Origin of the sequence: Hydrogenophaga sp. (assembly GCF_011772445.1) — a bacterium.
Lineage (GTDB): Bacteria > Pseudomonadota > Gammaproteobacteria > Burkholderiales > Burkholderiaceae_C > Hydrogenophaga.
Genome location: NZ_WVZN01000048.1, coordinates 1 through 19,381 on the forward strand (window position 1 = coordinate 1; position 19,381 = coordinate 19,381).

The 19,381-nt window shown below is 69.5% G+C and carries 19 protein-coding genes; 6 read left to right on the top strand and 13 right to left on the bottom strand.

Annotated elements, in window-relative coordinates:
* Positions 1–60: 60 nt before the first annotated feature.
* The 10 genes from GTO19_RS20960 to GTO19_RS21005 all read right to left on the bottom strand — a co-directional run bounded on the left by GTO19_RS20960 (position 61) and on the right by GTO19_RS21005 (position 9,308).
* Positions 61–948, bottom strand: a complete 888-nt coding sequence (locus GTO19_RS20960) for a hypothetical protein (protein WP_291024532.1) — start codon at positions 946–948, stop codon at positions 61–63.
* A gap of 13 nt (positions 949–961) precedes the next feature.
* Positions 962–1,558, bottom strand: a complete 597-nt coding sequence (gene lpoB, locus GTO19_RS20965; protein ID WP_291024534.1) for a penicillin-binding protein activator LpoB — start codon at positions 1,556–1,558, stop codon at positions 962–964.
* 30 nt (positions 1,559–1,588) lie between these two features.
* Positions 1,589–1,990 carry a YcfL family protein gene (locus tag GTO19_RS20970; protein ID WP_291024536.1) on the bottom strand — a complete coding sequence of 134 codons (402 nt, stop codon included), beginning with the start codon at positions 1,988–1,990 and terminating at the stop codon, positions 1,589–1,591.
* Positions 1,991–2,013: 23 nt separating this feature from the next.
* Positions 2,014–3,522, bottom strand: coding sequence for a hypothetical protein (locus GTO19_RS20975; protein ID WP_291024538.1), 1,509 nt, complete (start codon positions 3,520–3,522; stop codon positions 2,014–2,016).
* 253 nt (positions 3,523–3,775) lie between these two features.
* Complete coding sequence (locus tag GTO19_RS20980) at positions 3,776–4,708, bottom strand: sugar kinase (protein ID WP_291024540.1); 933 nt, start codon at positions 4,706–4,708, stop codon at positions 3,776–3,778.
* A 19-nt stretch (positions 4,709–4,727) separates the two neighbouring features.
* Complete coding sequence (locus tag GTO19_RS20985; protein ID WP_291024542.1) at positions 4,728–5,375, bottom strand: RraA family protein; 648 nt, start codon at positions 5,373–5,375, stop codon at positions 4,728–4,730.
* A 52-nt stretch (positions 5,376–5,427) separates the two neighbouring features.
* Positions 5,428–6,405, bottom strand: a complete 978-nt coding sequence (locus GTO19_RS20990; protein WP_291024544.1) for a C-terminal binding protein — start codon at positions 6,403–6,405, stop codon at positions 5,428–5,430.
* The gene (locus tag GTO19_RS20995) at positions 6,402–7,406 is read right to left on the bottom strand and encodes a DctP family TRAP transporter solute-binding subunit (RefSeq protein ID WP_291024546.1); all 1,005 of its coding nucleotides are present in this window, start codon (positions 7,404–7,406) and stop codon (positions 6,402–6,404) included. The genes GTO19_RS20990 and GTO19_RS20995 overlap by 4 nt, the downstream gene beginning before the upstream one ends.
* A 40-nt stretch (positions 7,407–7,446) precedes the next feature.
* Positions 7,447–8,736, bottom strand: a complete 1,290-nt coding sequence (locus GTO19_RS21000) for a TRAP transporter large permease (protein WP_291024549.1) — start codon at positions 8,734–8,736, stop codon at positions 7,447–7,449.
* Positions 8,733–9,308: a TRAP transporter small permease gene (locus tag GTO19_RS21005; RefSeq protein ID WP_291024552.1), complete on the bottom strand. Its 576-nt coding sequence runs from the start codon at positions 9,306–9,308 to the stop codon at positions 8,733–8,735. The genes GTO19_RS21000 and GTO19_RS21005 overlap by 4 nt, the downstream gene beginning before the upstream one ends.
* 87 nt (positions 9,309–9,395) lie before the next feature.
* Here GTO19_RS21005 and GTO19_RS21010 point away from each other — a divergent pair, with 87 nt between their 5' ends.
* Positions 9,396–10,046, top strand: a complete 651-nt coding sequence (locus GTO19_RS21010; protein WP_291024555.1) for a GntR family transcriptional regulator — start codon at positions 9,396–9,398, stop codon at positions 10,044–10,046.
* A 46-nt stretch (positions 10,047–10,092) separates the two neighbouring features.
* On the opposite strand, the gene GTO19_RS21015 is transcribed toward GTO19_RS21010, so the two are convergent.
* Entirely contained in the window at positions 10,093–11,127 is a 1,035-nt protein-coding gene (locus GTO19_RS21015) for a GlxA family transcriptional regulator (protein WP_291024557.1), read from the bottom strand.
* A 144-nt stretch (positions 11,128–11,271) separates the two neighbouring features.
* Between GTO19_RS21015 and GTO19_RS21020 the strand changes: the two genes are divergently transcribed.
* Complete coding sequence (locus GTO19_RS21020) at positions 11,272–12,348, top strand: class I SAM-dependent methyltransferase (RefSeq protein WP_291024560.1); 1,077 nt, start codon at positions 11,272–11,274, stop codon at positions 12,346–12,348.
* A 145-nt stretch (positions 12,349–12,493) separates the two neighbouring features.
* On the opposite strand, the gene GTO19_RS21025 is transcribed toward GTO19_RS21020, so the two are convergent.
* Positions 12,494–13,063, bottom strand: a complete 570-nt coding sequence (locus GTO19_RS21025; RefSeq protein WP_291024564.1) for a MarR family winged helix-turn-helix transcriptional regulator — start codon at positions 13,061–13,063, stop codon at positions 12,494–12,496.
* A 26-nt stretch (positions 13,064–13,089) separates the two neighbouring features.
* Positions 13,090–13,824 (bottom strand): SDR family NAD(P)-dependent oxidoreductase, encoded by a 735-nt coding sequence (locus tag GTO19_RS21030; protein WP_291024566.1) that lies wholly within the window; start codon positions 13,822–13,824, stop codon positions 13,090–13,092.
* Positions 13,825–13,916: 92 nt separating this feature from the next.
* Between GTO19_RS21030 and GTO19_RS21035 the strand changes: the two genes are divergently transcribed.
* The 4 genes from GTO19_RS21035 to GTO19_RS21050 all read left to right on the top strand — a co-directional run bounded on the left by GTO19_RS21035 (position 13,917) and on the right by GTO19_RS21050 (position 19,358).
* Positions 13,917–15,521 (top strand): NAD(P)/FAD-dependent oxidoreductase, encoded by a 1,605-nt coding sequence (locus GTO19_RS21035; RefSeq protein WP_291026943.1) that lies wholly within the window; start codon positions 13,917–13,919, stop codon positions 15,519–15,521.
* Positions 15,522–15,565: 44 nt separating this feature from the next.
* Positions 15,566–16,609 (top strand): TRAP transporter substrate-binding protein, encoded by a 1,044-nt coding sequence (locus GTO19_RS21040; RefSeq protein ID WP_291024571.1) that lies wholly within the window; start codon positions 15,566–15,568, stop codon positions 16,607–16,609.
* A 23-nt stretch (positions 16,610–16,632) separates the two neighbouring features.
* Positions 16,633–17,571, top strand: a complete 939-nt coding sequence (locus tag GTO19_RS21045; RefSeq protein ID WP_291024573.1) for an alpha/beta hydrolase — start codon at positions 16,633–16,635, stop codon at positions 17,569–17,571.
* A gap of 212 nt (positions 17,572–17,783) precedes the next feature.
* Positions 17,784–19,358, top strand: coding sequence for a methyl-accepting chemotaxis protein (locus tag GTO19_RS21050; RefSeq protein WP_291024575.1), 1,575 nt, complete (start codon positions 17,784–17,786; stop codon positions 19,356–19,358).
* The last annotated feature ends 23 nt before the right edge of the window (positions 19,359–19,381 follow it).

Below are 19,381 nucleotides of genomic sequence, written 5' to 3' on the forward strand. Positions count from 1 at the left end.
CCAGCAGCGCGGCCGCCGCCAGCCACCGACCGGAGCGGGGCCACGCGGGCATGGCAGCGCTCAGCGCAGGATCATCACCTCGGGCTGCGCCGGGGCCGCGCCGGCGGGCGCGTTCGGTCCACCCGTGGGCGCGGCACCGCGCAGGCGCGGCGCGAGCGCGCGGTCCAGCGAGAGCTGCTCGCCGAGCTGCGCGAACACCTCGGCCGCCAGGCTCTGCGAGGTCTCGCGCATCACCTTGGCGCGGTTGGGCGGCATCACGTCGCCGCGCGCCGACAGCAGCTTGGTGTCGTTGCCCGCGCCCTGGGCCGAGAACGCGGCCTTGATCTCGAGCGTGCGCGTGTCGATCAGCGAGAAGTCGGCCAGCAGGTCCAGGCTGTACTGGTGCGTGGCGCTGCTGGTGCCTTGCAGCGGCGAGAGCTGGTCGCGGAACTCGACGCTGGAGAGCTGGCCGAACAACACGAAGTCGGCGCCCGCGAACTCACCCTTGCGGATGCGCGCGACGATGTCGTTCACGTCGGGCCGGCGCGCCGGCTTGGCCATCTTGCCGGTCTGCACCTGCTGCAGCGCCCGCTCGGCCGCCGAGGGCTGGGGATCGCCCGCGTCGAAGCCCTTGCCCTGCACCAGGCGGAAGGACGTGCCCTTGAGCAGGGCGCCGCGGATGTCGTTGCTGAAGGCGCGCAGCTCGCGGTGCTCCAGGTAGGAATGCGTGCCGGCCACGTAGGTCATGCTGGCGCTGCCGCTCGCGCTGAGCGAGCTCGGCGTTGCCTTCATGGCGCTCTGCTGGCGGGCCGTGGCGGCCTCGAAGTACTCGGCCACGCGCTCGGTGTAGCCGAGGTCGGTGACGGCGATGCGCGGCGCAGCCTGCGCCCAGGCGGCGCCGGCGAACAGGGAAGCGCAGGCCGCGAGCGTGGCGGCGAAGGCGCGGCGGGAAGGGGTGAAGGGGTTCATCGCGTGCCTCCGATCAGCGCTTGCTGGTCTTGCGGATTTCCTTCTCGTCCGCCCATTCGAGCGTGCCCTCTTCGTTGTCGAACAGGTTCAGCGTGAACTTGTAGAACACGTCCTTGGTGGTGTTGTTCTGCTTCACGATGCTGGTCAGCTCGCCCTCGAAGCGGTACTTGGCCGCAGTCATCTTGCCCAGCTTGGCAGTGCTGTTGCCCTTGTAGAGGCCGCTCTGGTTCTGGCGGTTGAGCTCGTCGACCTGGTTCTGCATCTCGTTGATGTTGGCCACGAAGCGCACCTTGCCCGACTTGGTCAGCGCGGTGCGGATCGAGTTCATCACGTTGGTGGTGTCGACGTACTCGCTGGTCTTGTTGCGCACGGTGGCGATGGTCACCGTGGGGCGGCCCTGCAGCACCTCGGTCTCGAGCAGGCTGCCAACCATGGCCTCGGCGATCAGCTGCAGGTCACTGGAGCCGAACTCGTTGGTCACGAGTTCGACGGCCTTGGCGTCGCCGTAGTTGACCTGGCGGTCGAAGCGCACCACGGGCTGGCTGCGCTTGGTGGCGCAGCCAGCGAGCACGCCGACCAGCACCAGGGCGAGAAGGATTCGGGTTTTCATGATGGGGTCTTGCCTTGGACGTGAAGGGGCTCAGGGAGCCTCGAAGCTCAGCTCGAGGCGGAAGTCGGCGACGCTCAGGTGCGGGGCTGTGCCCTTGAGCGTCTGCTGGGCCTTGGCGAACAGGTTCAGCTGCTTCCAGGCGTCGCCGTCGCCGACCTGGTTGCCGGCCTGGTCGAGCCAGCGGTAGCGGTAGTACAGGGTCTGGTCCTTCTCGCCGCCGTTGCGCAGGTCCGACTGCACCGAGAGGAAGCCGCCACGGCGCGCCACGCGGATCTCCGGCACGGCCATGTCGGGCGCTTCGCCGCGCCAGGCCAGCTTGGCGGCCACGGCGGGCGAGATGGAAGGCGGCACGGCGTCGGCGAAGGCCGGCGCCGCCAGCAGGCAGGCGCCGCTCAGCCACACGGTGGCGCAGACGCTGAGGATGCGGTTCATGGTCGGGTGTTCCTTCAAAGCGTTCACAGGGCGGCCGCCGCTTTGGCCACCGCGGGCTTGGCCGGGGGGTTGGCGCGGGCCTTGCGGGCCGCGTGTTTGGCTGCGGGTTTGGCGGCCGGCTTGGCGGGCTCCACGGCGGGCAAGGCCACCGCTTCCGTCAGCGGCAGATCGCCGAAGCGACCCACGGCGCCCGCCAGCGGGCGGCCGTCGTACAGGCGCAGCGGCACCACCGCGTACTGGCCGTCCACACGAGCCTTGCCGAAGCTCACGCCGTGCAACACGATCTCGTGCTCGCCGGGCGGCAGGTGCGCGCGGGCGATGTACACGCGCCCAGGCAGCATGCGCCACATGCGGTCGTCGGCCTGCTCGGTGGCGGCCGAGGCCACGATGCCGATCAGCCCGCCCAGCAGGCCGCCCTGCTTCTGCAGCTGGTCCTGCATCACGCCCTTGGCGATGGCGCGCGAGAAGCCGCGCATCACCATGCCGGGCATCTCATCGCGCAGCGCGCGGCGCGCCATCACGTTGAGGTCCACCACCTTGCTCAGGGGCAGCGCGCGTTCGCCCACCTGCAGGGTTTCCAGCAGGGCGTCGCGCGAGGGGTCGATCACCGGATAGGAAATGCTCACCGTGCGAATGCTGGTGCCCACCGGCACCGGCAGGGTGAAGGCCCTGGGCACGCGCGCGGGAGCCACGCCGGCCTCGACCACGAACAGCACGTCGGTCATGCGCTGCTTGCGCTTCCAGGTGAAACCGGTGCGCTCGTCCAGGCCGCGCAGCCCCTCCTCGAGCGCGGGAGCGCCTGGGCGCAGCTCGATGGCCTTGCGGTAACCCGGCGCGGCCAGGCCCGGTTCGTTGAGCGATTCGTAGACGAAGCCGGCGAGGTAGTGGCTGAGCGCGTTCTGGTAGCCGTTCTGCAGCGCCAGCACCTCGGGGTCGTCCAGCAGCTCGACCGGGTAGCCGTTGATCTCGCGGCCCTGGGCCTGCACGCCACGGCCCTTGGCCTCTTCGACCGTGCTCTGGGTTTCCTTGCTGCGGAACTCGGCGATCACGGCCTCGCGCTCGTGCGTGCGCTTGATGTCCACGCGCGCCTCGTCGATGCGGCCCTGGCCCAGGCGGTTGAGGGCGATGCGGGTGGTGAGCCAGACCTTCTCGTAGTCCTGGCCCTCGTAGACCTTGAGGCGCTCGCTGACCAGCGCCGCGCCCACCTGGCCCATGAGCTTGTCGGGGTTGGTCTTGGCGGCCTCTTCCCACTCCCGGACCTTGGCGTCGGCGGCCATGAAGGCCTCGGTGCTTTGTTCGATCTGGCCGTCCAGGCGCAGCAGCTCGCCCTTCTCCAGGTTGTAGAGCAGCGCCTGGCGGGCCTCGGGCGAGGCGTGGCGCTCGTCCAGGCGCGTCAGCGCCGTCTTGAAATCCCCCTGTTGTCCGGCCGCCTGCATCTGGGAAGCGGTCTCGTGGTGGCTTTGCATGCCGGCGCAACCCGCCAGCCACAGCGTGGCCAGGACGGCCAGCCATGTCACCCTTCTTGCTTTCATCTCACTCCTCCGGTTGAGTTGGTTTTTGGGCCCACCCGATCTCGGCAGATGTGAACAAAAGTTAAGAACCCGGCCCCGCGGGCCTGTGTGAAAGTGCACGCGGTTCCCGCCGTGCGGCGGTTTCAGCGCCCCGCGCGGGCGCGCTGCGCGGGCGCGCCGCGGCGCGGCGGTGTCGGGCGTGGGCTTCGAGGACCACAGGCGCATCGTCGGCGTCTCGCGCTGGGCGGCGCTGGAAAGCTGCTACGGCGGCTGATCAGCCCGAGGCCAGCCGCGCACGCACCTCGTCCGCGCGCGGGATCGGCGCCACCGCGCCATAGCCCTGCGTGGACAGCGCGGCCACCGCCGCGGCGTAACGCCCCGCGTCCAGCAGGCTGTCGCCGGCCAGGCGGCGCGTGACGAAGGCGCCGCCGAAGGCGTCGCCCGCGCCGGTGGCGTCCACCGGCTGGCAGGGGAAGGGGTCGATGCGGTGGCGCCCGTTCGCGTCCGCCACCAGCGCGCCCTTCTCGCCCAGCTTGAGCGCCACCTGCTTCGCTCCCAGGCGCAGGCAGTGGTCCACCAGCGCGTCGGGGTCGGTGAGGCCGAAGATGGCCACCACGTCGTCGTAACTGGGCAGGCAGATGTCGCAGCGGGCGATGACGTCGCTCATCACGGCGCGCGCGCGGTCCACGGGCCACAGCTTCAGGCGCAGGTTGGTGTCGAAGGACACCAGCGTGCCGGCCTCGCGCGCGATGGCCATGGCCGCGTAGGCGGTGTCGCAGGCCGTGGGCGAGATGGCGAGCGAGATGCCCGAGAGGTGCAGCACCCTGGCCGCCGCGATGCGCTCGCGCGGCAGCTGCGCCGCCGTGTAGCGGCTGGCGGCCGAGCCGGTGCGGAAGAAGCTGAAGTGGTGGCCGCGCTCGTCGTGCGTGACGAAGTAGATGGCGGTGAATGCCGCGGCGTCGGCGAGCACGCTCGCGTGGTCCACGCCCTCCTCGTCCCACAGGCGGCGCAGCATCGCGCCGTAGGGATCGTCGCCCAGCGCGCCCAGGTAGCCCACGCGCGCGCCCTGGCGCGCGGCGGCCACCGCGAAGTTGGACGTGTCACCGCCGAAGCCCTGCAGGTACAGGCGGCCGTTGCCCTCGCCGGTCTGGTTGAACTCGACCATGGCCTCGCCGAGGGCGAGGATGTCGAGTGCGTCTTCCGCCACCACTGCTCCTTCCACCATCTCAGATGCGGCCGTACTTGGCCAAGCCCTTGCGCAGCGACTTCTCCGCGATGATGAGCTTGGCCTGCTCCAGTTCGCGCTCGTCGATCTCCTTCGCCATCTTCAGCACCTCGTCGGCCTGGGCGCGCGGCACCACCACCACGCCGTCCACGTCGCCCACCACGATGTCGCCGGGGTGGACCATGATGTCGCCCACGCGCACCGGCACCTGGGAGGCAACGGTGCGGTAGCGGCCCAGCGTGGTGCCGGGGCTCACGTCGCGCGCGTAGACCGGGAAGCCGTAGTCGCGGCGGATCTCGGTGAGGTCGCGCACACCACCGTCCAGCACGGCGCCCGCGTGGCCGTTGGCCACGGCGCCGGCCGTCATCAGGCCGCCCCACACCGCCACGTCGGGCTCGCCGCCTTCGATGCTGATGACGATGACGCTGCCCGCCGGGGCCTCGTCGATCAGGTCCAGCGCAAGCTGCGGCGGCACGAACTCGTCGGTGGCCGCTTCCAGCACGGTGGCGGCCGGGCCGCAGATGCGCTTGTCGTTGATGCGCGGCTTGATGCAGGCGGCCATGTAGCCGCGCTTGCCGCAGACCTTGTCCACCGCGTCGGCCACGGAGGCCACGGCCACTTGATTGAATCCGTCGATCAGTTCTTTCATGTCCTGCTTTCTTGAAATCGGGAGGGGGTGCTGGGTGGTGTGTCGAGTGGCCTCACCACCGGTTGAGCCAGTTCAATGGGGCCTCGCCGCGCAGCACGCGCGCGGCTTCTTCGGCCGTCTTGCGCTGCAGGTCGCGCATGGCTTCCTCGCTGTACCAGCCCATGTGGTTGCTCACGACCACGTTGTCCAGGCTGAAGAGCTTGTGGATGCCGGGCGGCTCCTGCTCGAAGACGTCCAGGCCCGCGCCAAGAATGCGGCGCGCGGCCAGGGCCTCGTAGAGCGCGTCGGTGTGCACCAGGCCGCCGCGCGCCGTGTTCACCAGAATGGCCGTGGCTTTCATGCGCGCGATGCGCTCGGCGTTGATGAGGTGGCGCGTCTGCTCGTTGAAGGGGGCGTGCAGCGAGATCACGTCGGACTCGGCGCACAGGGTGTCGATGTCGGCGCGCTCCACGCCCTCGGGCAGCTCGGCGCGCGGGTCGTTCACCAGCACGCGGCCGAAGCCGAAGCCGGCGAACTTCTCCAGCGTCATGCGCGCGATGCGCCCGAAGCCCACCAGGCCCAGGGTGCGCCCGCGCAGGCGGAACATGGGCTGCAACACGCCGGTGGACCAGCGGCCCTCGCGCACCTCGCGGTCGTGCAGCCACAGGCGGCGCGAGACGGCCAGCGCCAGCGCCACGGCCTGCGAGCTCACCTCGTCGGTGCCGTAGTCGGGCACGTTGGCCACCATGATGCGGCGCTCGCTGGCCGCCACCTGGTCGATGTTGTCCACACCGATGCCGTAGCGGACGATGGCCTTGCAGCGCGACAGGCCTTCGATCACCTCGCGCGGCAGGGGCGATTCGCGCACCAGCACCACGTCGGCTTCGCGCGCGGCCTCCAGCGCGCGTTTCGGGTCGCGTTTGCAGGGGCGCAACGCGAAGCGCGCGCCCGCGGCGGCCAGCACCGCCTCTTCCTGGTCGTAGCTCGCGTAGCCGTCGTCGAGCGCGACGACGAGCCGCGTGAGCCCGCCTCCCTGTGTCGGGTCGCTCACTTGCGGGTCGCCTCCACGGCCTTGAACAGCGCGTCCACGTAGTTCTTGCCGATCTCGCTTTCGGCCCACTGGCGAACCGGCGGCTGGGCCAGCTTGCGGAACTCGGCGATCTGCGCGGCGGTGGGCTCGTACACCTGCATGCCCACGCCCTCGAGGATCTTCTTCGCGTTCTTGTCCTGCTCGGCCGTCATCTTGCGGTGGATGGCCATGGCCTTCTGCACGCCCTCGTTCACGGCCTTCTTCTCCACGTCGGTGAGCCGGGTGTAGAAGCGGTCGCTCACGAGGTAGCCGTGCACGGACCACACGTGACCGTCGAGCGTGGCGTACTTCTGGTGCTGGTACAGGCTGGCGGCCAGGATGTTGGTGACGCCGTTCTCCTGGCCGTCCACCACCTTCTGCTGCAGCGCGGTGGGCAGTTCGCCCCAGGGAATGGCCGAAGCGGATGCGCCCAGCGATTCGACCAGCGCCTTGAACACCGGCGAGGGCTGGATGCGGATCTTCATGCCCTTCATGTCGGCCGGCGTCTGGATGGGGCGCAGACTGTTGGTGAAGTGGCGCACACCGTTGTCGGCGAAGCCCAGGGCGCGGATGCCGGTCTTCTTGATCATGTCGTCCGAGAAGCCCTTGAGCCACTCGGAGTCGTACACGCGCCAGGCGTGCTCGTGGTTGTCATACAGGAAAGGAATGCCGAGCACGCCGATGGGCTTGTGCACGGTGCCGATGGCGCCGTCGTGGGCCACGGCCATCTCCAGCGTGCCCAGGCGCAGGGCCTCCATGGTGGGCTGGTCCTTGCCGAACTGGCCGGCGGGGAAGATCTCGACCTTGATGGAGCCGTTGGTGGCCTTCTCCACGTGCTCCTTGAAGGCGAGCGCGGCCACGTGCTTGGGCTGGTCGTCCTTGGCGGGCTGGAAGTGCGCGTACTTCAGCGTCTTCTGCGCCTGCGCGGCAAAGGGCAGCGCGAGGGCCAGGCCCATCACGGCGGCGAGGGTCTTGAACTTCATGGCGGGTGTCTCCTTGTGGTTGGGGAAGGGGCAGAACCACTCAGCGCGCGTAGCCGAACAGGCCGGGCACGAAGGTGCTGAGCGAGGGAATGAACACGACGGCCAGCAGCACCACCAGCAGGGCGCCCAGCAGCGGCAGGATGGCGCGCGTGAGTTCTTCCAGGCGCAGGCGCGCCACCGAACTCATCACGAACAGCACCCCGCCCACCGGTGGCGTGGCCAGGCCGATGGTGAGGTTGAGCACGATGGCCATGGCGAAGTGCAGGGGGTGGATGCCGAACTGGTCCGACAGCGGCGCCAGCACCGGCACCAGGATGATCACGGCCGGCAGCGTGTCGATGAACAGGCCACAGACCAGCACGAAGACCATCACGATCAGCATGATGGTCACGGGGTCGGTCGTCATGCCGCCGATGGCCGCGCCGATGGTCTGCGGGATCTGCAGCAGCGTGAGCAGCCAGGCGAACAGCGAGGCCATGGACACGATGATGAGCGCCGCCGAGGTGACCAGGCCGCTCTGCAGCAGCACCCGGCAGATGAGGCGCGCGTTGAGCGTGCGCGTGACGAACAGGCCGATGAACAGCGCGTAGAACACCGCCACGGCCGAGGCCTCGGTGGGCGTGAACAGGCCGGTGAGGATGCCCGCGATGATGATGGCCGGCATCAGCAGCACGGGCGTGGCCTTCCACAGCGCGAGCAGGCGCACGCCCCACGACGGCGCCGTGCCCACGGTGCCGTAGCCGCGCTTGAGCGACAGGTAGTGGTTCATGGCCATCAGCGCCAGGCCCATGAGCAGGCCCGGCACCACGCCGGCCAGGAACAGGCCGGCCACCGTGACGCGGCTGTCGGTGAGCGCGTAGATCACCATCACGATGGAGGGCGGGATGATGGGCCCGATGACCGAGGTGGCGGCCGACAGCGCGGCCGAGTAGGCCTTGTCGTAGCCGCTGCGCGCCATCATTCGGGTCTCGATGGCGCCGGGGCCGGCCGCGTCGGCCAGGGCCGAGCCGCTGATGCCCGCGAACATGACCGAGGTGACCACGTTGACGTGGCCCATGCCGCCGCGCACATGGCCCACCATGGCGCCCGCGAAACGCAGCAACGCGGTGGTGATGCCGCTGGCCGTCATGAGGTCGGCCGCGAGGATGAAGAAAGGCACGGCCATCAGCGGGAAGCTGTTGATGCCGTCGAAGAAGCGCTGCGGCACCGACAGCAGCGAGAGGTTGCCGTCGATGGCCAGGGCCAGCAGGCCCGCGCCGCCCATGGCCAGGGCGATGGGCACGCCGACGGCGAGGCCGACGACGAAGACGATGAAGAGAACCGCGCTCATGCGTGGGCCTCCTCATGGTGGTCGTCCAGCTCTTCCGTCTGCACGAACTCGCGCGCGATGAACTGGCGCCAGAACAGCAGCAGGTGCAGCAGCATGGCCGCCGCGCCGAGCGGAATGCCGAGGTAGGGCAGCCCGGCGGGCAGGCCCATGGCCGGGGTTTCCTGGCTCCAGGTGAACTCGGCGATCTGCACGCCCAGCACCACCAGGGCCAGCAGGAACAGCGCCGTGGCAATGGCGATGCACCAGCGGATGGCGTGGCGCAGCGGCGCGGGCAGCAGGTCCTGCAGCATGTCCACGGCCACGTGGCGGCCCTCGCGCAGGGCCAGGCCGGCGCCCAGGTAGGCGACCCAGATCATCTGGATCTGGGTGAATTCCTCCACCCAGAAGATGGACTGGTTGAACACGTAGCGCATGACCACGTTGGCGAACACGAGGACCGCCATGGAGGCCATGAGCAGAACGATGAGGGCCTGGTTGAGCCGCACGAAGCCGTGCTCCAGGCGGCCCGCCAGCGAGCGGCGGGCCGGTGATTCGCTGAACGCCATGAAGGGGCTGTCTCCGGTGCTGGGCATCAGGGTTTTGCCCGGGATAGTATCTGATATCTCAGATATAGGATTGAGGGAAACCCCTTACACTGCGGCTTCACGATCCGAAACCCCATGACCCGACAACTCGAGCTCGAGCGCCCCCGCCTGCTCACCGACGTGGTGGGCGAGCGCATCCGCGCGGCCATCGTCACCGGCGACCTGAAGCTGGGCGAACAGGTGTCGGAGGCGCAGCTCGCGGCGCTGATGGGCGTGAGCAAGACGCCGGTGCGCGAGGCCCTGGTGCGCTTGCAATCGCAGGGGCTCGTTCAGATCCACCCGCAGCGCGGCACCTTCGTCTTTCGCCTCACGCCCGAGGAGGTGGACCAGCTCTGCCGCTTCCGCGCGCTGGTGGAGACCGAGGCCCTGCGCGAAGCCATGGCGGCCAACCGCGCGGGGCTGCTCAAGGGCATGAAGCAGTGCGTGAAGGAGATGAAGGCCGCCGAAGCCGCGCGCGACCTGCCGGCGCTGGCGCGCATCGACATGGCCTTCCACTGGCAGTTCTTCGAGCACTGCCCCAGCCCCTACGTGCGTTCGGGCTATGAGGTGCTGCGCTCACAGCTCACCGCGCTGCGCCACCGCTCACCGATCGACAACGCGGTGAAGAGCCACCAGGTGCTGGTGGACGCGGTGGGCGATGGCGACGTGGCGGCGGCAAGCGCGCTGCTGCGCGAGCACGTGCTGGACAACGAGCCGCGGTACCGGGCGGCTTGCGGCGGGGTTTGAGCCGCTTGGTTGGCGTGTCAGGGGCGGGCACAGGGCCGCGGCCGCTTCAAGGCCGCGCGAACGCCGGCACCTGGAAGCGCTTGCGGTAGGCGCCCGGGCTCATGCCGGTGGTGCGTCGGAACAGGCGGCGGAAGAAGGCGGCGTCCTCGTAGCCCACGCGCCAGCTGATCTCGTCCACGGGGGCGTCGGTTCGCTCCAGGCGGCGCTTGGCGTCTTCCACGCGCAGGCGCTGGACGTAGTCGATCGGGGCCAGACCGGTGGCGGCGGCGAAGCGGCGCTTGAAGGTGCGCTCGGCCAGGCGCGAGCGCTTGATCATCTCGTCCACCGGACTGGCCACCGAGAAATGCTGCGCCAGCCATTGCTGTGCCTGCTCGATCTCGGCGTCGCCGTGGTCCTTGCGTCCTTCGAACACCATGAAGGGCGTCAGCCCGTCCTGGTGCCATTGCAGCGCGAACAGGCGCGCCACTTCCTGCGCGGCGGTGGCGCCCGCGTGCCGTGCGATGAGGTACAGCACCATGTCGTGCCAGGTGGTCGACGCACCGCTGGTGACCAGTTCCTGGCGCTGTCCGGAAATGACGAGCACCCGTTCCGGGTGGATCGGCACCTTCGGGTGCGTGGCCGCGAAGCTGCGCGCGTAGCCGAAGTGCACCGTGGCGTCGCGGCCATCGAAGAGGCCGGTCTCGGCCAGCAGGAAGATGCCCGAGCAGGCCGAGCACAGCAGCGCGCCGCCCTCGTGCATGGCCTGCGCCCAGCGCACCAGACCCGGGTAGCGGTCCTTCACCCAGGCCTCGCCGCGCACCACCACCGACGGAACGATGACGATGTCGGTCCTGTCGATCTGGTCGACAGCGCGCCGGATGGTGACCGGCACGCCGCTGACGAGGTCCAGCGTGCCCGGGCGCTCGCCCACGATCTCGATCTCGAACGGTGCCCAGGCGCCCAGCGTGGTGCCTGGCCCTCCCATGAGCGAGAAGGCGTTCATCACGTCGTGAATGCCGAACAGCGTGGCGGCCGCGGCCTCGGGCAGCGCCACCAGGCTCACGTGCAGCGCGGCGCGCGCGGAGGGGGCCGGGGTGTCCATGCGGCGCGATTGTGAACCCGCCGATGGCAGGAAAGAACCGTTTTCGGGCGCGATCGCCACTGCCGCAGCTCGCCCCCGGCGGCGACCATGCCTTCACCACCCAACCACCCCCACGGCCCGACAGGGCTTGAAAGGATTTCCACCATGGATGCCCCCGTCCTCGACAACACGCGCCTCGAATCCTTCGTCAACCGCGCCATGCAAGACCTGGCCGCCGGCTACGGCGGCGTCATGGTCAGCCTGGGCCACCGCCTGGGCCTGTACAAGGCCATGGCCGGTGCCGGGCCGCTCAGCGCCAAGGAGCTCGCCCAGCGCGCCGGCTGCGCCACCCGCTACGTCAGCGAATGGCTCAACTCGCAAGCCGCCGCCGGCTACGTGGATCACCACGCGCTGAGCGACACCTACGAACTCTCGCCCGAGCAGGCGATGGTGCTGGCCGACGAGACCAGCCCCGTGTTCATTCCGCCGGCCTGGAACGTACCCGCCTCCATGTGGACGGACGAAGGCAAGACCCTGGAGGCCTTTCGCACCGGGCGCGGCGTGGGCTGGGGCGAGCACGACGGCCGGCTGGCCTGCGGCGTGGCCGCCTTCTACCGCAACGGCTACCGCGCCAGTCTGGTGCCGCAATGGCTGCCGGCGCTCGACGGTGTGGTCGACCGACTCGAAGCGGGCATCGAGGTTGCCGACATCGGCTGTGGCCACGGCCACTCCACGGTGCTGATGGCCCAGGCCTTCCCCCGCTCGCGCTTCTTCGGCTACGACGTGCACCCCGACTCCGTGGTGCAGGCACGCCGCAACGCCGAGGCGGCGGGCGTGGCCGATCGCGTGAGCTTCGCCGTGGCGAGTGCCACCCAGGTGCCCGCGCGCAGCTTCGGCCTGGTCTGCTTCTTCGATTGCCTGCACGACCTGGGTGACCCGGTTGCGGCCGCGCGCCACGCGGGCGAGGTGCTGGCCGACGACGGCACGGTGATGCTGGTGGAGCCCTATGCGAAGGACCGTCCCGAGGACAACCGCGACACCGTGGCCCGCCTCTACTACTCGGCCTCCACCACCATCTGCTGCGCGCACGCCATCTCGGAAGGCGGGCAACTCGTGCTGGGGGCGCAGGCCGGCCAGAAGCGCCTGACCGAAGTGTTCCGTCAGGCGGGCTTCGCGCATTTCCGGCGCGCCGCCGAGACACCGTTCAACCTCATCCTCGAGGCCAGGCGGAGGCCGTCATGACCGGGCCCATGACAGGCCGGATCACCGCCCGGTCAGTGCGCCTCCTGGTGCGCCTGGAACACCAGGCCACGGCCGCCGGCCTGGCGCTGGCGGGCGCCGGCCTGCTGGCCTTGCTGCTGTGCGGCCTCGGCCTGAGCGGCGCGCATCAGATGCCGCGCGACTGGGTCCTGCTCGCGCTGGCCCTGGCCCCTGCCACACGGCGCACGGCGGCGTTCATCGCACCGCTGTTCCGCTGGCCCGGTGCGCCCGCCACCTGAGGGGCCTGTCGCCCGACGCGCCCCACCTGCTGCACCTCGCCCAGGTTGTCCAGCATGCGCTTGAGCAGGTCGATCAGCACCGCCCGCTCGGCGTCGTCGATGCCCTTGAGCAGCGCCTGCTCGCGCGCCATGGCGAAGCGGTACATGGCGTTGTGAAGCTGGTTGCCCTCGGTGGTCACGCGGTACTCGATCTTGCGCAGGCCCTGGGGCCGGGCCTCGAGGATGTTCTTGCCCACCAGATTGGCGATGGAGCGGCTCACGGCCGCCTTGTCCAGGCCCATGAGTTCGCAGGCCTTGGAGGCGGTGGACCAGGGGTGGATCTTGAAGTAGGCCAGCACACGCCACTCCGTCACGCTGACGCCGAAGCGCTCGTGGTACAGCGCCGAGGCGCTGCTGGACACCTTGTTGGACAGCCAGAGCAGCAGGCCGGGCACGTATCGGTCGAGATCGAGTTGCATGGTTCGGTGACGGGGCTGGAAGGAACTTATCCGTTGATCACGCCGCCATCGACGGTGATCACCTGGCCGGTGACGTAGTTTGCCGCGTCGCTGCACAGGAAGCCGACCACACCGGCGACATCGTCGGGCTCGCCGTAGCGGCCCAGGGGAATCTCGGCCAGCCGCTGCGCGCCCATGGCCGCCACCAGCGCGTCGGTCATCGGCGTACGGATGAGCCCGGGCGAGACCGCGTTCACGCAGCTACTTGGCGCCAGGTCGCGAGAAAAGGCGCGCACCAGGCCCACGATGCCGCCCTTGGCCGCCGCGTAGGCCGCGCGGTTGGGCGTGCCGCGCTGGAAGGCGCGCGAACTGCACAACACCACGCGCGACAGGCTGCGCTCGTCGCGCGCGGCGCGAAAGGCCAGCACCATCTCGTAGGCGTTGCTCAGGTTGCTGGCGATCGCGCGCTCCCAGACGGAGCGGTCCTCGGGGTCGAGCGGGTCGTGCTCGAACACGCCCGCCATGTGCACCAGCGCGTGCAGGGGCCCGCCCGCGGCGGCCACCGCCTGCGCGCAGGCCCGCGCGTCGCCCAGCGCGCTGCGCACCACGGTCACGCGCTCGCCGCCCAGGCGCTCGCGCGCGGCCTCAAGCCGTTCACCGTCGACGTCCACCAACGTCACCCGGGCGCCACGGTCCAGGAAATGCCGCGCGCAGGCCTGGCCGATACCGCCCGCGCCCCCTGTCACCAGCACGCGCCGGTCGAGAAGATCCTCGTCTGTCATTGATCGGATTCTGCGGCTCGCAAGTTGACAAGTCAACCTAATGGACGCGATACTGGATTTAGGTTGATTGAACAACCAAAACAGGCACGGACATGACGACGATGAAACTGGACATGGTGGTGGTGGGCGCCGGCTTCGCAGGCATCTACCAGCTGTACAAGGCCCGCGAGGCGGGCATGAGCGTGAAGGCCCTGGAGATGGGCGACGGTGTGGGCGGCACCTGGTTCTGGAATCGCTACCCCGGCGCGCGCTGCGACGTGGAGAGCCTGGACTATTCCTACTCTTTCAGCCGCGAGCTCGAAGAGGAATGGGAGTGGAGCGAGCGCTACGCCCCGCAGGCCGAGATCCTGCGCTACATGAACCATGTGGTCGATCGCTTCGGCCTGCGCGACGACATCCTGCTGAACGCCCGCGTCACCACAGCGCACTACGACGAAGCCCGCGCGCTCTGGGCCGTGGCCACCGCCGACGGCAGGACCTTCGAAGCCCGCTACCTCGTGATGGCCACGGGCGGCCTGTCGATCCCGCAGAAGCCCGACCTGAAAGGCCTGGACGACTTCCAGGGCCGCTGGTACCACAGCGCACGCTGGCCCACCGAGGGTGTGGACTTCACGGGCCAGCGCGTGGTGCTCATCGGCACCGGTTCCAGCGGCGTACAGATGACCCCGGAAATCGCGGCGCAGGCGAAGGAACTCACCGTGTTGCAGCGGACCGCCAACTTCAGCGTGCCGGCGCACAACGTGCCCTTCACCCCCGAGGCGCTGAAGGCCGCCAAGGCGCGTTACCCCGAGCGCCGCGCCATGGGCCGCGAGGCGATCACCGGCCAGTTCCTCAACGCCAACACGAAGACGGCGGCCGAGATGACGGACGAGGAACGCATCGCCGAACTGGAGTACCGCTGGCGCGGCGCGGGCGGCGGCTTTCGCATGCTGCGCACCTTCGCCGACCAGATGTCCAACCTCTCGACCAACCGCCTGGTGGCCGAGTTCGCGCGCCGCAAGATCCGCGAGGCGGTGAAGGACCCGCGCAAGGCCGAGGTGCTGTGCCCGAAGGACGACCTGCCCTTCGGCACCAAGCGCCTGTGCGTGGACTCGAAGTACTACGAGACCTTCAACCTGCCGCACGTGGACATCGTGGACGTGTCGGCCGACCCGATCGTGGAGGCCACGCCCAGCGGCATCCGCACGAAGAGCCGCCGGTTCGATTGCGACGCCATCGTCTTCGCCACCGGCTTCGACGCCATGACCGGTGCGCTCAAGTCGATCGACCTGCGCGGCGAAGGCGGCGTGGCGCTGCGCGACAAGTGGGAGCATGGGCCCACCTCCTACCTGGGCATCGGCATCGCCGGCTTCCCCAACCTGTTCGTGATCGCCGGCCCGGGCAGCCCCTCGGTGCTGAGCAACATGGTGCATTCGATCGAAACGCACGTGGACTGGATCATGCGGCTCATCCAGACGGCGAAGGCGCGCGACGCCAGGCGCATCGCCGCGCGCCAGGACGCCGAGGACGCCTGGGTGAAGCGCTGCGCCGACGAGGCCAACAAGACGCTCTACCCGCGCGCGAACAGCTGGTACATGGGCGCCAACATCGAAGGCAAGCCGCGCGTGTTCATGGCCTTCGTGTCGGGGGTGCCGCTGTACCGCCGGCTCATCGAAGAGGTCGCGGCGAACGATTACCAGGGATTCGACATCGCCTGAGCCGACGCAGCCCGGGCCCCACCTTTCTTTTCAGGAGACAAACCATGGATCGCAGAACCCTGCTCAAGTCCGCTGCTGCCCTGGCAGCGCCCGCCATCGTGCTGCCCGCCTCGGCGCAGAACCCTGTCAAGCTGCGCCTGCACACTTTCGTGCCGGCCACGTCCAACGTGTACAGCAAGGTCATCACGCCCTGGATGCAGAAGATCGAGAAGGAATCGGGCGGGCGCATCCAGTTCGAGGGCTATGCCTCCATGCAGCTGGGCGGCGCGCCGGCGCAGCTCTATGACCAGTCGCGCGACGGCGTGGTGGACGTGATCTGGTCCCTGTCCGGCTACACGCCGGGCCGATTCCCGCGCAGCGAGGTGTTCGAACTGCCCTTCTTCACGTACGACGGCGAGGGCTCGTCCCGCGCGGTGTGGGAGTACGTCAGCGCCAACGCTGCCGACGAGTTCCGCGAAGTCAAGCTGCTGGCCGCGCACACCCATGGCCTGAACATCCTGCACATGAAGAACAAGGTCATCACCAGGGCCGCCGATCTCAAGGGCATGAAGGTGCGTGGCCCGTCGCGCCGCGCCACGCAGTTCCTGGCGAACGTGGGCGCGGTGCCGGTGGGCATGCCGCTGCCCGCCATCCCCGATGCACTCTCCAAGGGCGTGATCGATGGCGCCATCATTCCCTGGGACACGGTGCCCGCCGCCAAGCTCGACGAGCTGACGAAGTTCCACACCGAGTTCCCGCAGGGCATGCCCGGTTTCAACAACAGCGTGCAGTTCCTCACCATGAACCGCGCCCGCTACGAAGGCCTGCCGGCGGATCTGAAGAAGGTCATCGACAACAACTCGGGCGCCGACACCTCGGCCATGTACGGCCGCGTGATCGCGCAGGCCGACCCGATCGTTCGACGATCCGTCATCGACCGCGGCAACACCGTGCACGTGGTGGGCAAGGCCGAGACCGAGGAGTTCATCAAGCTCACCGAGCCCGTGACCGCCGACTGGGTGAAGGAAGTCACCGGCAAAGGCTTCGACGGCAACAAGCTTCTGGCCGAGGCGCGCGCGCTGATCCAACGCTACAAGCCCAAGGCCTGAGCGCGGGGAACGGAACCACCGACATGGACGCCGAAATCGCCGCCCTCCTGCAGAAGGTCAAGGACGCCGGGCGTACGCCCTTCTGGCAAAGCACGCCGCAACAGGCGCGCAGCGGCGCCACGCTGATGGACCTGCTGTTCGGCCCCGCCCCCGAGGTGGCGCGGGTCGAGGACTTCAGCATTCCCTCGTCGAACGGCCACGCGCTGCCGGTGCGGCTGTACGTGCCCTCGCCCGATCCCAAAGGCCTCATCGTGTACTTCCACGGCGGCGGCTGGGTGATCGGCACCGTGGCCTCGTACCACCCCTTCACCGCCGCGCTCGCGCAGCGCACGGGCTGCGCGGTGCTGTCGGTGGACTACCGGCTGGCGCCCGAGCATCCGTTCCCTCTGCCGCTGGACGACGCGCGCGCCGCGATCGCCTGGGCCGCGACGCAGGCCGACGCGCGCATCGCTGCGCCGGTGCGCGCGCTGATCGCCATGGGCGACAGCGCGGGCGGCAACCTGGCCAGCGTGGCCTCGCGCCTGCACAACGAAACGAAGCCCGCCCGACGCGTGGCCCTGCAGGTGCTGGCCTACCCGGTGGCCGATTGCGACTTCGACACGAAGAGCTTCCACGAATTCGCCGAGGGCTACCTGCTCACGCGGCGCGACATGATGTGGTTCTGGGACCAGTACCAGCCCGACGCCGCGAAGCGCCGGGACCCATTGGCATCGCCACTGCACACGCCCGACCTCTCGGCCTCGCCCGCGGCCCTGATCGTCACCGCCGGCCTGGACCCCTTGCGCGACGAAGGCGAAGCCTATGGCGAACGCCTGCGCCAGGCCGGCGTGCCCACGGACGTGGTGCGCGTCGACGGCCTGGTGCACGGCTTCCTGGCGATGGTGAACTACGCACCCAGCGCGGGGCGCGCGCTGGAGCGCATGCAGGCCGCGATCCAGGTCACCGTCTCCCACCCGACTTGAGGCCGCGACGACCGGCACGGCGTTCCACCGTGCCGTCCTTCGAAAGGCCACATTTCCGGGCCACAAACCGTGGTCAGGCATACCAACGTGACAAGGCCATGACCGGCTGTCGCGCAGCATGAAATCCCTGCAATGGTGCGTCGATAGAGAGGAGCGGCCACGGCCGCCTGCGCACTGCCATCCATAAATTCGCAACACAGGGAGCCAGCGTCATGGGTATCGATCGTCTGTCCGTCAAGGCCCGGCTCACCGCCGGATTCCTGCTGCTCGCGGTGCTCGTCCTCGCCGTCGCCGCGCTGTCGGTGCGCGCCCTCGGGAACGAGCACGCCACCTTCACCCAGTATGCGGGCGAGACCTCGCAGCGCGTGAGCCTGGCCAACGACATCCTCGACGCCGCGAACGCGCGCGCCATCGGTGTTCGCAACCTGGTGCTCGTGGGCGACCCCGCGGCCCAGGCGCATGAAAAGGACGCCACCGTGAAGGCCCACGGCCAGGTGGTGGAAGGCTTCAAGGCCCTGCGCGAGGCCCTGGACGCCGACGAACACACCGCGCCACAGGAGCGGCGCCTGTTCGACGAACTGGTGGCCGTGGAAGCGAAGTACGGCCCGGTGGCGCTGGGCATCCTCGACCTCGCCGTCAAGGGTGACCGAGAGAACGCCGTGCGGCGCATGGAGACGGACTGCCGCCCGCTGCTCGCCGCCCTGGTGAACGCGGGCCACACCTACCTCTCCTACGCCGCGGAACAGGCCGCGCTCGAGGTCAAGGCCTCGGAAACCTCCTATGCCAACAACCGTGCCCTGCTGGTGGGCACCAGCGTGGCGTCCGTGGTCGCGGCCCTGCTGCTGGCGCTGCTGATCACGCGCTCCATCGTCGGCCCCATCCGCGAGGCCGTGGGCGTGGCGCAGACCGTGGCGTCCGGCGACTTGCGGTCGAGCATCGCCGTGACCCGCCACGACGAGCTGGGCGAACTGCAGGCCGCGCTGAAGGCCATGAACAAAAGCCTGGTGCGCATCGTGGGCGACGTGCGCCAGGGCAGCGACAGCATCGCCAGCGGCAGCGCCCAGATCGCCACGGGCAACGCCGACCTCTCCACCCGCACCGAGCAGCAGGCCAGCAGCCTGCAGCAGACCGCCGCGTCCATGGAGCAGATGAACGCCACCGTGCGCAACAGCGCGGACACCGCCCGGCAGGCCACACAACTGGCCTCCTCGGCCAGCTCGGCCGCCGTGAAAGGCGGCGAGGTGGTGGGCCAGGTGGTGACCACCATGCAGGACATCCAGGGCAGCAGCCAGAAGATCGGCGACATCATCGGCGTCATCGACGGCATCGCCTTCCAGACCAACATCCTCGCGCTCAATGCGGCGGTGGAAGCCGCGCGCGCGGGTGAGCAGGGCCGCGGCTTCGCCGTGGTGGCCGGCGAAGTGCGCAACCTCGCGCAGCGCAGCGCCGAAGCCGCGAAGGAGATCAAGGCGCTCATCGGCGCCAGCGTGAGCAAGGTGGAATCCGGCGCGCGCCTCGTGGGCGACGCGCGCGCCGCGATGGACGACATCGTGGGCCAGGTGCGCCGCGTCACCGACCTCATCGCCGAGATCGGCGCCGCCACCGGTGAACAAAGCGAGGGCATCGGCCAGGTGAACACCGCGATCGTTCAACTCGACCAGACCACGCAGCAGAACGCCGCGCTGGTGGAAGAAAGCGCGGCGGCGGCCGAGAGCCTGCGCACGCAGGCGGCGCGGCTGGCGGAGGCGGTGGGGTTCTTCCGGCTGCGGGAGGCCAGCGGGGTGTGATGGGCTTGACGCAGGCCCAATCA

Coding starts and splice junctions, on each gene's coding strand:
- GTO19_RS20960 (WP_291024532.1), bottom strand. CDS start 948: ATGAACCCCTTCACCCCTTCCCGCCGCGCCTTCGCCGCCACGCTCGCG.
- lpoB (WP_291024534.1), bottom strand. CDS start 1,558: ATGAAAACCCGAATCCTTCTCGCCCTGGTGCTGGTCGGCGTGCTCGCT.
- GTO19_RS20970 (WP_291024536.1), bottom strand. CDS start 1,990: ATGAACCGCATCCTCAGCGTCTGCGCCACCGTGTGGCTGAGCGGCGCC.
- GTO19_RS20975 (WP_291024538.1), bottom strand. CDS start 3,522: ATGAAAGCAAGAAGGGTGACATGGCTGGCCGTCCTGGCCACGCTGTGG.
- GTO19_RS20985 (WP_291024542.1), bottom strand. CDS start 5,375: ATGAAAGAACTGATCGACGGATTCAATCAAGTGGCCGTGGCCTCCGTG.
- GTO19_RS20995 (WP_291024546.1), bottom strand. CDS start 7,406: ATGAAGTTCAAGACCCTCGCCGCCGTGATGGGCCTGGCCCTCGCGCTG.
- GTO19_RS21000 (WP_291024549.1), bottom strand. CDS start 8,736: ATGAGCGCGGTTCTCTTCATCGTCTTCGTCGTCGGCCTCGCCGTCGGC.
- GTO19_RS21005 (WP_291024552.1), bottom strand. CDS start 9,308: ATGCCCAGCACCGGAGACAGCCCCTTCATGGCGTTCAGCGAATCACCG.
- GTO19_RS21010 (WP_291024555.1), top strand. CDS start 9,396: ATGACCCGACAACTCGAGCTCGAGCGCCCCCGCCTGCTCACCGACGTG.
- GTO19_RS21015 (WP_291024557.1), bottom strand. CDS start 11,127: ATGGACACCCCGGCCCCCTCCGCGCGCGCCGCGCTGCACGTGAGCCTG.
- GTO19_RS21020 (WP_291024560.1), top strand. CDS start 11,272: ATGGATGCCCCCGTCCTCGACAACACGCGCCTCGAATCCTTCGTCAAC.
- GTO19_RS21025 (WP_291024564.1), bottom strand. CDS start 13,063: ATGCAACTCGATCTCGACCGATACGTGCCCGGCCTGCTGCTCTGGCTG.
- GTO19_RS21030 (WP_291024566.1), bottom strand. CDS start 13,824: ATGACAGACGAGGATCTTCTCGACCGGCGCGTGCTGGTGACAGGGGGC.
- GTO19_RS21035 (WP_291026943.1), top strand. CDS start 13,917: ATGACGACGATGAAACTGGACATGGTGGTGGTGGGCGCCGGCTTCGCA.
- GTO19_RS21040 (WP_291024571.1), top strand. CDS start 15,566: ATGGATCGCAGAACCCTGCTCAAGTCCGCTGCTGCCCTGGCAGCGCCC.
- GTO19_RS21045 (WP_291024573.1), top strand. CDS start 16,633: ATGGACGCCGAAATCGCCGCCCTCCTGCAGAAGGTCAAGGACGCCGGG.
- GTO19_RS21050 (WP_291024575.1), top strand. CDS start 17,784: ATGGGTATCGATCGTCTGTCCGTCAAGGCCCGGCTCACCGCCGGATTC.